The organism is Aminobacter sp. Piv2-1, from assembly GCF_037625995.1.
Taxonomy (GTDB): domain Bacteria; phylum Pseudomonadota; class Alphaproteobacteria; order Rhizobiales; family Rhizobiaceae; genus Aminobacter.
On record NZ_JARKMU010000011.1, the window covers coordinates 71,304 to 83,314 of the forward strand.

Genomic DNA, 12,011 nt, shown 5'->3' on the forward strand with positions numbered 1-12,011 from the left:
GATGAAAGACGAGGGCGCGGTCTGGGACGAAGCGTCGGGCGCGAATGCCGCAGATACCGAGAACGCACCGCGCCCCTACATCAGCTTCCGGGGCAAGGTCGAGCCGCACTGGCTCGACGTCAACCGGCACATGAACGTGTCGTGGTATGACCGCGTCTTCGACATCGCCGAAAGCGACCTGTTCGAGGTCTTCGGCATCCACGACGACTACATCAGGCGCACCAGCTACAGCTTCTTCCGGCTGGAAAAGAGCGTTCGCTACGAGCGCGAGCTGATGCCCGACGCGCAGCTTGAGGCCCGCAGCGTGGTGCTGTGGACCGACCTCAAGCGTGTGCACCATTTCCACGAATTGTGGAATGTCGACCAGAATTACCGCGCGGCGACCGTCGAGGGCCTGTCGATCCATGTCGACCTGCGCCTGCGCAAGGCGGCCAGGATCGTCGAACGCGACGTCGCCGATCCGCTGAGCGCGCTCGCGACCGCGCATGCGCTGTTGCCATGGCCGAAGGGCGTGACGCGCCGAGACTTCAGGACAAGGACGTGACGTTCAGCGACTTCGAATTCGACTACGTCGTCGTTGGCGCGGGCGCTGCCGGCTGCGTGCTTGCCGCCCGCCTGTCCGAGAACCCGAACGTGCGGGTCGCCGTCATCGAGGCCGGCGGGCTGGACAAGGGCATGCTGATCCGCATTCCCGGCGCCAATGTCGTGACGGGAACGCACCCGGCCTACAACTGGAGCTACGAAAGCGAGCCGGTGGAGGCGCTGGGCGGGCGCAAGCTCTACTGGGCGCAAGGCAGGATCGTCGGTGGTTCCAGCTCGATCAACGGCATGATGTACATGCGTGGCCACCGCCGCGACTACGACAACTGGAAGGCGCTAGGCAATTACGGCTGGGGCTATGACGACGTCCTGCCGTATTTCAGGAAATCCGAGACCAACGAGCGCGGCGCCAGCGACATCCACGGCGACAGCGGACCTTTGCAGGTATCCAAGGGGCAGGGCACGGCTCCCGTCTGCGACATGTTCCTCGATGCGGCGGCCCAGGAAGGCCTGCCGCTGACCGACGACCTCAACAAGGACGCGCTGGAGGCCTTCGGCCATGTCGACCTGACCATTGGGCGCGGCAGGCGTTCGAGCACGGCTGCGGCCTTCCTGCATCCGGCGCTGAAGCGGCCGAACCTCAAGCTGATCGTCAACGCGCCGGTGCTGCGCGTGGTGATCGAGGCCGGAATGGCGACAGGCGTCGTGTTCGCGCACGAGGGGCGGACACGCGTGGCGCGGGCCGTGAAGGAAGTGGTCCTGAGCGGCGGTGCCGTGAACTCGCCGCAACTGCTGATGCTGTCGGGCGTCGGCGAGGCTGCCAGCCTGCAGCGGCTGGGCATCAAGGTCGCCGCCGACCGGCCCGAGGTTGGGCGGAACCTGCAGAACCATCCGATGTACCGGCTGATGTACACCACGACCAAGCCGGTCAGCGCCTACAGCCATGTCAGGCCGTGGGGCGCGTTGAAGGCCGGCGCGCATTATGCGTTGCGTCGCCGGGGCGTGCTGAGCCGCGGGCTGTTTCCGACGTCCGGCTACTTCCATGCCATCGAAGGCGATCCAGGCAGCGAGATCCAGGTCTGCATGGCGCCGGCGACGGTGATCCGGCGCGGGCCGGGCGTGCTCGGCATCCTGCCGCGCGAACACGGCTTCACGCTGCTGCTCAACCACGGTTCGCCCTACAGCCGCGGGCAGGTGACGCTGAAGTCGGCCGAGCCCCTGGCGCATGCGGCGATCTCGCCCAACTATTTCTCCGACCCGCGCGACATCAGGATTCTGGCCGAAGGCGCCGACAGGACACGCGCCATCGTCAATCAGCCGGCGTTGCGCGGCGTTCTCGACAGGGAACTGCTGCCGGCGCGCCCGATCCGCTCGCTCGACGATATCGCCGAGGACATCCTGGCGACGGCGGTCACGCATTACCACGCCGCCGGCACCTGCCGGATGGGCGCGGATGCGGATTCCGTGGTCGACCCACAGTTGCGGGTGCGCGGTGTCGAGAGGCTACGCGTCGCCGACGCGTCGGTCATGCCGGTGCTGGTCAACGGCAACACCTATGCCGCGACCGTCATGATCGCCGAGAAGGCGGCCGACATGATCAAGGCGGCGGCCTAGGCAGTTTGCCAACGAATTACGATAGTTAGCGAATGAAAATGATGGAGTGGACGAGATGGAAAAGCGCGTTCTCGGGCGCACGGGCCTGGAGGTTTCGGTCGTCGGCCTCGGCTGCAACAACTTCGGCGGCATGATCAGGTCGCTCGACACCGATGCCGCCCGCAGGGTGGTGCACGCGGCGCTCGACGCCGGCATCACGCTGTTCGACACCTCCGATTCCTATGGCCTCAACGGCGGTTCGGAGATCACGCTGGGCGAAATCCTTGGCGACCGGCGCAAGGAGGTGGTGCTGGCGACGAAGTTCGCCTCGCCGCTGAACCGCGAGAAGAGCAACCGCTATAACGGCTCGCGCGGCTACGTCATGGGCGCCGTCGAGGCCAGCCTGCGCCGGCTCAGGACCGATTACATCGACCTCTACCAGTATCACTTCCCTGATCCGCAGACGCCGATCGAGGAGACGCTCAGGGCACTGGACGATCTCGTGAAGCAGGGGAAGGTGCGCTACCTCGGCTGCTCTAACCTGCCGGCCTGGATGCTGGTCGATGCCAGCTGGACCTCGCGCCACCACAATCTGCACGGCCTGCAGTCCACCCAGGCCGAGTACAACCTCATCTCGCGCTCCGCCGAGACCGAGCTGTTCCCGGCGATGCGCCGCACCGGCATGACGCTGCTGCCCTATTTCCCGCTGGCGAGCGGCCTTTTGACCGGCAAGTACCGCAAGGGCCAGGCGATGCCCGAGGACACGCGCATGAGCATGGCCTATTTCAAATCGGGCCTGACCGACGCCAATCTCGACAGGGTCGAGAAGCTGATCGCCTTCAGCGAGGCGCGCGGCCGCACTATCCTCGAGCTGGCATTCTCGTGGCTTGCCTGCCAGCCGATCGTTTCCAGCGTGATCGCGGGCGCAACCCGTCCCGAGCAGGTGGTGGCCAACGCGGCGGCGGCTTCGTGGAAGCCTTCGGCTGAAGAACTCGCCGAGATCGACACCATCTGCAAGTGATTGTGCGACGCACAAAGTTGCCCGTGCGTTAGTCCCTTTGGACGATTGCACCCCTTGGCGGGGAACGTAGTTTTCCCGTCAGCTACCAAGTTGAATTGTCAGCGGAAACCCTTGAAATGAGCGATCTGGTTGAGCCGCGCACGGCAGACATCACCTATGAGACGGCTGAGCCGGTTCTCTACGAGACCGAGGGTCCGATCGCCTGGGTGACGATGAACCGCCCGACATTCAACAACGCCCAGAACTCGCAGATGACCTATGCGCTCGACGACGCCTTCAAGCGCGCCGTCGACGACGACGCCGTGAAGGTCATCATCCTGCGCGGCGCGGGCAAGCATTTTTCGGCCGGCCACGACATCGGCACGCCGGGTCGCGACGTCAACAAGACCTTCGACCGTCGCCTGATGTGGTCCGACCACACCAACAAGCCGGCAGCCGAGATGCTCTATACCAGGGAGCACGAGGTTTATCTCGGCATGTGCCGCCGCTGGCGCGACCTGCCCAAGCCGACGATCGCGCTGGTGCAGGGTGCCTGCGTCGCCGGCGGGCTAATGCTGGCCTGGGTCTGCGACTTCATCGTTGCCACCGACGATGCTTTCTTCCAGGACCCGGTGGTGCGTATGGGCATCCCGGGCGTGGAATATTTCGCGCACGCCTTCGAACTGCCGCCGCGCGTCGCCAAGGAATTCCTGATGATGGGCGAGCGCATGCCGGCAGCACGCGCCGAGCAGTTCGGCATGGTCAACAAGGTGGTGACCCGCGATGAGCTCGAGGGCGCCGGCCGGGCCATGGCCGAGAAGCTGGCGCAATATCCGCGCCTTGGCCTGTGGCTGTCCAAGCAGGCGATCAACCATGTCGAGGACCTGCGCGGCAAGCGCACCGCCATGGATGCGCACTACCACATGCACCATTTTGCCCATGCCCAGAACGACCTGACCACCGGCAACACGCTGGGCGGGCAGGACGCCAAGAGCATGGCCGCCGCCAACAAGAAGCAGGCCGGCGAGGCCTGAGCCCGCCGCTGCAGACCAACGGGAACTTCCAAGCGTGGATCTGAACTACACCGACGAGCAGAAGGCCTTCCGCCAGGAAGTGCGCTCCTGGCTCGAAAAGCATGTGCCCGAGACGCCGCTGCCGTCCTTCGATGCCAGCCGCGAGGGTTTTGAAGCGCATCGCGCCTGGGAGCGGGTGCTGGCCGACGGTCGCTGGGGCATGGTGACCTGGCCCGAGAGCTACGGCGGACGCGGGCTCGACCTGATCCAGTGGCTGATCTTCGAGGAAGAGTATTACCGTGCCGGCGCGCCGCTGCGTGTCAACCAGAATGGCATCTTCCTGCTCGGCCCGACGCTGATGGAATATGGCACCGACGAGCAGAAGTCGCGCTTCCTGAGCTCCATGGCCTCCGGCGATGAGATCTGGGCGCAGGCCTGGTCCGAGCCGCAGGCCGGTTCCGACCTGGCCTCGGTGCGCGCGACAGCCGTGCTCGAAGGCGGCGAATATGTGCTCAAGGGCCACAAGATCTGGTCGTCGCGCGCCGTCTTTGCCGACTGGGCATTCGGCCTGTTCCGCACCGATCCGGCCTCGCAGCGCCACAAGGGCCTGTCGCTGATCTTCTTCCCGCTCAACGCTCCGGGCGTGCGCGTTCAGGCGATCCCGCAGATCGACGGTGAGACCGGCTTTGCCGAAATCTTCCTCGACGACGTGCGCGTGCCCGCCTTCAACCGCCTCGGCGGCGAGGGTGAGGGCTGGAACATCTGCATGGCCACCGCCGGTTTCGAGCGCGGCCTGATGCTGCGCAGCCCGGCGCGCTTCCAGGTGGCGGCGCGCAAGCTGGTCGAGCTCTATAAAGCGCATGAGGCCGAGGTCGAGCCGACGGTGCGGGCGGCTGTGCTGCAGTCGTGGATGGACGCCGAGGCCTATGCGCTGTCGATCTATGCGACGGCATCGCGCCTTGCCGCGGGCGGCCACATCGGCCCCGAGGCCAGCACCAACAAGATCTTCTGGTCGGAAATGGACATCGCCATACACAAGGCGGCATTGTCGATCCTGGGTGCGCGCGCGGAACTTTTGCGCTCCGCACCCGAGGCCGGCGACATCGGCCGCTGGCTGGACGGCTATTTCTTCTCGCTGGCCGGGCCGATCTATGCCGGCTCGAACGAGATCCAGCGCAACATCATCGCCGAGCGCATGCTCGGGCTGCCGCGCGCATAAGGAGGGACACAGATGGATTTCCGTTTCTCCGAAGAACAGACGATGACGGCTGATGTCGTCCGCGAACTGCTAACCGACGTCTGCCAACCGGCCGACCTGCGCCGCCTGATGGGCGAGGGGGCTGCCCGTGACGAGGCCCGCTGGGCCAAGATTCTGGAGATGGGCCTCGCCGGGGCACTTGTGAGCGAAGACCAGGGCGGGCTTGGCCTCAAGGCAATCGACTTCGTCCAGATCGCCGAAGCTTGCGGCTATGCCGGCCTGCCGGAGCCGCTGGTCGAGAATGCCGGCGTGGCGCTGCCGTTGCTGGCGGCATTTTCCGGCAACGTCCGCGCGGCTGCCCTGCTGGAGCGGGCGCTAGCCGGCGAGGTGACCGTCACCGTCGCGCATCCGGCCAATCCGTTCGTCGCCGACGCCGACACGGCCGAAGCGGTGCTCGTCGTTCGCGACGGTGCGGTGCATCTGGTCGAAACCGGCAGGGCAAAAATCGTGGCGCAGCCGAGCGTCGATCCGTTCCGCCGTCTGTTCACGGTCGAGTTTGAGCCAAGTGCCGAAACGCTGATCGCAGACACCGAGGAGGCAGCGGCTCCGCTGGCTGCCGCGCTCGACCGCGGCGCGCTGTTTGCCGCCGCGCAGATGCTGGGCATCGCCCAGCGTTGCGTCGGCCTCGGCGTCGCCTATGCCAAGGAGCGCCAGCAGTTCGGCAAGCCGATCGGCTCCTACCAGGCTGTGAAGCATCATCTGGCGACCGCTCAGGTGAAGATCGAGTTCGCCCGGCCGGTGCTGCATGCGGCCGCCGCTCAGCTGGAACAGGGCGATCTCTACAGCCGCGCCCGCATCTCGCAGGCCAAGCTCGCCTGCGCCGACGCTGCCGACGTCGCCGCCCGCACCTCGATCCAGGTGCATGGCGCCATGGGCTATTCCTGGGAAGTCGACGTCCACTTCTTCCTCAAGCGCGGCATCGCGCTGACCAACTGGTGGGGCGGCCCCGCCTTCCATCGCGAGCGCGTCGCCGCCCGAGTCTTCGCGCGTCCGCTCGGACCTGAACACACCTTTGCCAGAGAGGCCGAAAATGCCTGAAGCCTATATCGTCGACGCCATCCGCACGCCGGTCGGGCGCAAGAAGGGCGCGTTCGCGCAGATGCATTCGGCCGATCTCGGGGCTCAGCCGATCAAGGCGCTGATGGCGCGCACCGGTATCGATCCGAATGCGGTCGACGATGTCATCTATGGCTGCACCGACACGATCGGCTCGCAGGCCGGCGACATCGCCCGCACCTGCTGGCTGGTGGCGGGCCTGCCCGACCATGTGCCCGGCGTGACCGTCGACCGTCAGTGCGGTTCGGCCCAGCAGGCGGTGCATTTCGCGGCACAAGCGGTGATGAGCGGCACGCAGGACCTGGTGATCGCCGGCGGCGTGCAGAACATGAACATGATCCCCATGGCCTCGGCCATGCTGGTCGGGCCGCAGTTCGGTTTCCCCGATCCGTTCAGTACCTCGCCGGGCTGGATCGCGCGTTATGGCGACCAGGAGGTCAGCCAGTTCCGCTCGGCCGAGATGATCGCCGAGAAGTGGCAGTGCAGCCGCGACGAGATGGAGCAGTTCGCGCTCGAAAGCCACCAGCGCGCCATTGCCGCCATCGACGCGGGTCGTTTCGTGGGCGAGATCGTGCCGGTCGGTGACTTCGCCGTCGACGAGACGCCGCGCCGCGACACCTCTATCGAGAAGATGGCGACGCTGAAGACGCTGATCGAGGGCGGCCGCGTGCATGCCGGCGTCGCCAGCCAGAACTCCGACGCCTCGGCGGCGCTGCTGATCGCCTCGGAGCAGGCGGTGAAGGACCACAACCTCAAGCCGCGCGCCCGCATCCACCATATCAGCGTGCGTGGCGACGACCCGGTGTGGATGCTGACGGCGCCCATCCCGGCGACGCGCCACGCACTGGCCAAGACCGGGCTCAAGGTCGAGGACATCGACCTGTTCGAATGCAACGAGGCTTTTGCCTCGATCCCGCTCGCCTGGATCAAGGACCTCGGCATTCCGCGCGACAGGGTCAACGTCAATGGCGGGGCCATCGCGCTCGGCCATCCGCTGGGCGCCACGGGTGCGCGCATCATGACGACGATGCTGAACGAACTCGAGCGCCGCAACGGCCGCTATGCGCTGCAGACCATGTGCGAAGGCGGCGGCCAGGCCAACGTGACCATCATCGAAAGGCTCTGAGCATGCCGTGCTATGCCTTCGAGGGCATCGTGCCGGTGGTCGATCCGACCACCTACCTGCATCCGACGGCGGTGCTGATCGGCGACGTGACCATCGGGCCGCGCTGCTACATCGGCCCCGGCGCCTCGCTGCGCGGCGACTTCGGCCGCATCACCGTTGTCGGCGACGCCAGCGTCCAGGATAATTGCACGCTGCATACCGGCTCGGGCTCCGACTGCATCGTCGGTCGGGGTGCAACCGTGGGGCATGGTGCGATCCTGCATGGCTGCACGGTGGGCGAAAATGCGCTGATCGGCATGAACGCGGTTGTGCTGGATGGAGCCGTGATCGGCGACGACAGCCTGGTGGCGGCACTCAGCCTGGTCAAGAACGAGGTGGTGACGCCTCAGCGCAGCCTGATCGCCGGCAATCCGGCCACGGTGATCAAGGAGATGCCAGAACAGGCGATCATCTGGCGCAACGATGGCGACGGCGAATACCAGCGGCTGGCCGACCGGTCGCTTGCCGACCTCGTGGAATGCGAACCGCTCCGCACGCCGGAGCCCGACCGCAAGCGCAATGCCGGCCAGGCGCGCGCCGTGCGGCTGTCGACCAAGACAACGTGAGAAGGACTGACATGGCAGGGATCTGCGAAAACAGGGTTGTGATCGTCACCGGTGCCGGCCGTGGCCTCGGCCGCGCCTATGCGCTGGGACTGGCGGCCGAGGGCGCGAAGGTCGTGGTCAACGATCTCGGCGTCGGCACTCATGGCGATGCCACGACCGAGACGCCGGCGCAGCAGGTGGTCGACGAGATCAAGGCCATGGGCGGCGAGGCCGTCGCCAACTATGACGACGTCACCGATTTCGAGGCCGGTGGCCGCATCGTCAAGGCCGCGCTCGACGCCTTCGGCGACCTGCATGCCGTGGTCAACAATGCCGGCTTCGTGCGCGACCGCATGTTCGTGTCGTGCACGCCCGACGAGTGGGACGCGGTGCTGCGCGTGCACCTGCGCGGCCATTTCTGCGTCAGCCGCCATGCCGTCGACTACTGGCGCGCCCAGCAGAAGGCCGGCAAGCCGGTCGATGCGCGCATCATCAACACGTCGTCGGGCGCGGGCCTGCAGGGCAGCATCGGCCAGAGCGCCTATTCGGCGGCCAAGGGCGGTATCGCCTCGCTGACGCTGGTGCAGGCGGCCGAACTGCGCCGCTACGGCATCACCGCCAACGGCCTGGCGCCCAATGCGCGCACGCGCATGACCGAAACCGCGTTCGCCGAGGCGATGCAGGCCAAGGAAGGCGAGTTCGACATTTTTGCCCCCGAGAACACGGCACCGCTGGTCGCCTGGCTGTGCAGCCCGGCCTCCGCCGATGTCACCGGCCAGGTCTTCGAGCTGATCGGCGGCAAGATCCGCGTCTGCCTCGGCTGGAACGACGGCCCCGAATTCGACAAGGGCAGCCGCTGGGATGCCGTTTCGCTCGGCGAAAAGATCAAGGACCTGGTAGCAGCGCGCCCGGACGCGAAGCCGGTCTACAGCTCGTAAACGGGCCGCATCGCTAAAATGCGTCGAGGGCGTCGGGCAACCGGCGCCCTTTTGCTTTGCGCGGTTGTATTGTTTGGCAGATCCGTGGGGCGCGGTTACGCGGACAGCAAAAACGGGACGGCGCTTTCGCACCGTCCCGTCTGATGTCGTCCGAAAACTCTACTGGCCGCGTGGAATCCCTGTTCGGCGCAGACCGTCAGGCGGCGTTGCCGGTGGGTACCTCGTCGCGCAGGACGTTCTTGAGCACCTTGCCCTGCGGGCTGGTGGGCAGCGAGGCCCGGATCTCGACGCTGCGCGGGCACTTGTAGTTGGCCATGTTGGCGCGCGACCAGTCGACGATGTCCTTTTCGGTGGCGCTGGTGCCGGGGCGCAGCACCACATAGGCCTTGCCGACCTCGCCGAGGCGCTCGTCGGGCACGCCGATGACCGCAGCGATGCCGATCGCCGGGTGTTGGCTCAGGATGCGCTCGATCTCGGCCGGATAGCAGTTGAAGCCGCCGGTGATGTACATGTCCTTGAGGCGGTCCTCGATGCGCAGGTTGCCGTCGGCGTCGAAGTAGCCGACGTCGCCGGTGTGCAGCCAGCCCTCGGGGTCGATGGTCTTGGCGGTTGCCTTGGGATCGTTGAAGTAGCCCTTCATGACGATGTAGCCGCGGATCACGACTTCACCCGGCTTGCCGTCGGGCAGGAAGTGGCCGTCGTCGCCCATGATGCGGACCTCGACGCCGGGGGCCGCCTTGCCGGCGGTGTTGGCGATGACGTCGTCCGGGTCGGTGGCCAGGCACATGGTGCCGTAACCGCCGCATTCGGTCAGGCCGTAGCCGTTGACCACGCCGGCGAAGCCGAGCTCCTCGCGCATGCGGCGGATGAGGATGGACGGCACCACCGCGCCGCCGGTGACGCCGAGGCGCAGGCTGGAGGTGTCGAACTTCGCCAGATCGGGATGCTGGAGCATGCCCTGGAAGATGGCCGGCGGGCCAGGGATGACGCTGATCTTTTCCTCGGCGACGCGCTTGAGAATCTCGCCGGCGTCGTAGGTGAGGTGCGGCATCAGCACCGCGCCGCGCATCAGCGAGACGATGGCGCCGGAGCGGTAGCCGAAGGCGTGGAAGAAGGGCGGGATGACCAGGATGCGGTCGTGCTCGCGGATGCCAACGCGCGTCGCCCAGGCGTCGATCGCCTGAAGGCACTGCCGGTGGCCGTACATGACGCCCTTGGGGTAGCCCGTGGTGCCCGAGGTGAACAGCATGTCGCAGAGATCGTCGGGGCCGACGGACGCCTCGCGCTCGGCAAGCTCGGCATCGCTGACCGCCTCGCCGGCCGCGACGAAGCTGTCCCAGTCGCGGTCGCCGTTACGCGGGTCGCCGATGATCACCACCTCGCGCAGCAGCTCGCGCGTTTCTGCCCTGAGCTGGTCGGGATAGTAGGTGTTGAGGAAGTCGCCGACAGAGAACAGCACCGAGGTGCCGCTGCGCTTGACCAGCTCGGCGATTTCCGCGCCCTTGAAGCGGGTGCTGGCCGGGATGAGGACAGCGCCTGCGGTGACGAGGCCGAGTGCGGTGGCGAACCATTTCCAGGTGTTGGGCGCCCAGATCATGATGCGGTCCCCCTTCTGGACGCCTGCCGCGATCATCGCCTTGGCGACGCGCTTGCGCATCGCATCGAGCTCGACGAAGTTCAGGGTGGCGCCGGCGTCTTCGACCGCCGTGCGCGTGCCGTAGACCTCGGCCGCCCGCCTGCAGAGGGCGGGAATGGTGGTGAACTTCCAGTCGGCGTCTTCTGCAATCATCTGTCTACCTGGAGGCGCTGGGCCTGTTCGGGCGCGCCGCGGAGACGGCAGCCGGGCTGGTTTGGCGGGAACATAGGCGTCGGATGGCCGGCAGCATCGTCCGAAGGGACGAATAAACCTTACGGCGACCGACATAAAGGCTGTAGGACTGCGTGCAGACGCTCGCGCGCGCCAATGCTGCCTGGAGTTACGACATGAGCAATGCCCCGCAACCTGTTGCCGCGACCTTCGAGGGCAAGGTCGTCATCGTGACCGGCGGTACCAAGGGCATCGGCCGGGCCATCGCCGAAGGCTTCCTCGGCGCCGGCGCAACCGTGGTGGTCTGCGCGCGCACGGAGCCCGACAGCCTGCCGTACGCGAATGGGCGCCGGGCGATCTTCATGCAGTGCGACGTGCGCACGGCCCAGGCCTGCAAGGAGCTGGTCGACCGCGTCGGCGACGAGCACGGCCGTGTCGACGTTCTGGTCAACAATGCCGGCGGCTCGCCGCATGTCGACGCATCGACCGTGTCGCCGCGCTTCTCCGACGCGATCGTCAACCTCAACCTCATGGCGCCGATCTACCTGTCCCAGGCGGCCTACCAGTGGATGGCGAAATTACCGGAGCGCGGCAGCATCATCAATATCGCCAGCCTGTCCGGACGCCGCCCGTCGCCTGGCACGGCCGCCTATGGTGCGGCCAAGGCAGGCCTCCTCAGCCTGACGACCAGCCTGGCCCAGGAATGGGCGCCAAAGGTGCGCGTCAACGCCATCGTCGTCGGCCTGACCGAGACCGAGAAGGCCGACGAGACCTATGGTTCGCGCGAGGCGCAGCAGGCGATCGCAGCCTCTGTGCCGATGAAGCGTATGGGCCGCGGCGACGACATCGCCCGGGCTGCCCTTTACCTCGCCAGTCCGGACGCCACCTTCGTGACGGGTGCCACGCTCGAGGTCCATGGTGGCGGCGAGACGCCGCTGTTCCTCGACCTCATCAGGCGCCACGCGCCTCCGGCGGTGGAGTAACCGCTGGTCCAGGCCCGCACGACCGATGGGGCAGACGCTTCCGGCGCGCATTAAGTGGTCCTAATGGACGATGCGCGGTGCAGTCGCTCGGAGGAGAGGGCACGCCGCAACCT

The 12,011-nt window shown here is 66.7% G+C and carries 11 protein-coding genes; 10 read left to right on the plus strand and 1 reads right to left on the minus strand.

The annotated features are described in order from the left end of the window. Position 1: 1 nt before the first annotated feature. The 9 genes from AmiPiv_RS19500 (at position 2) to AmiPiv_RS19540 (ending at position 9,108) form a co-directional block, all read left to right on the plus strand. Positions 2–544 (plus strand): thioesterase family protein, encoded by a 543-nt coding sequence (locus AmiPiv_RS19500; RefSeq protein WP_340040011.1) that lies wholly within the window; start codon positions 2–4, stop codon positions 542–544. Further along, complete coding sequence (locus AmiPiv_RS19505) at positions 541–2,154, plus strand: GMC family oxidoreductase (RefSeq protein ID WP_340040013.1); 1,614 nt, start codon at positions 541–543, stop codon at positions 2,152–2,154. The genes AmiPiv_RS19500 and AmiPiv_RS19505 overlap by 4 nt, the downstream gene beginning before the upstream one ends. Before the next feature lie 55 nt (positions 2,155–2,209). Further along, positions 2,210–3,154 (plus strand): aldo/keto reductase, encoded by a 945-nt coding sequence (locus AmiPiv_RS19510; RefSeq protein WP_340040015.1) that lies wholly within the window; start codon positions 2,210–2,212, stop codon positions 3,152–3,154. 116 nt (positions 3,155–3,270) lie between these two features. After that, positions 3,271–4,167 carry an enoyl-CoA hydratase gene (locus AmiPiv_RS19515; protein WP_340040017.1) on the plus strand — a complete coding sequence of 299 codons (897 nt, stop codon included), beginning with the start codon at positions 3,271–3,273 and terminating at the stop codon, positions 4,165–4,167. Between the two features lie 34 nt (positions 4,168–4,201). Continuing rightward, a complete protein-coding gene (locus tag AmiPiv_RS19520) occupies positions 4,202–5,365 on the plus strand; it encodes an acyl-CoA dehydrogenase family protein (RefSeq protein ID WP_340040019.1) in 1,164 nt (387 codons plus the stop codon). 12 nt (positions 5,366–5,377) lie between these two features. Further along, a complete protein-coding gene (locus tag AmiPiv_RS19525; RefSeq protein WP_340040020.1) occupies positions 5,378–6,442 on the plus strand; it encodes an acyl-CoA dehydrogenase family protein in 1,065 nt (354 codons plus the stop codon). Then, positions 6,435–7,586, plus strand: coding sequence for an acetyl-CoA C-acetyltransferase (locus AmiPiv_RS19530; RefSeq protein WP_340040022.1), 1,152 nt, complete (start codon positions 6,435–6,437; stop codon positions 7,584–7,586). The genes AmiPiv_RS19525 and AmiPiv_RS19530 overlap by 8 nt, the downstream gene beginning before the upstream one ends. Positions 7,587–7,588: 2 nt before the next feature. Further along, positions 7,589–8,191: a gamma carbonic anhydrase family protein gene (locus AmiPiv_RS19535; RefSeq protein WP_340040023.1), complete on the plus strand. Its 603-nt coding sequence runs from the start codon at positions 7,589–7,591 to the stop codon at positions 8,189–8,191. Between the two features lie 11 nt (positions 8,192–8,202). Next, on the plus strand, positions 8,203–9,108 hold the full coding sequence (locus AmiPiv_RS19540) for an SDR family oxidoreductase (RefSeq protein ID WP_340040026.1): 906 nt from the start codon (positions 8,203–8,205) through the stop codon (positions 9,106–9,108). A gap of 196 nt (positions 9,109–9,304) precedes the next feature. Here the strand turns inward: AmiPiv_RS19540 and AmiPiv_RS19545 are convergent, their stop codons facing one another. Beyond that, complete coding sequence (locus AmiPiv_RS19545) at positions 9,305–10,897, minus strand: FadD3 family acyl-CoA ligase (protein WP_340040029.1); 1,593 nt, start codon at positions 10,895–10,897, stop codon at positions 9,305–9,307. A 194-nt stretch (positions 10,898–11,091) separates the two neighbouring features. On the opposite strand from AmiPiv_RS19545, the gene AmiPiv_RS19550 reads away from it, so the two are divergent. Further along, complete coding sequence (locus AmiPiv_RS19550; RefSeq protein ID WP_340040032.1) at positions 11,092–11,898, plus strand: SDR family oxidoreductase; 807 nt, start codon at positions 11,092–11,094, stop codon at positions 11,896–11,898. Positions 11,899–12,011 lie beyond the last annotated feature (113 nt).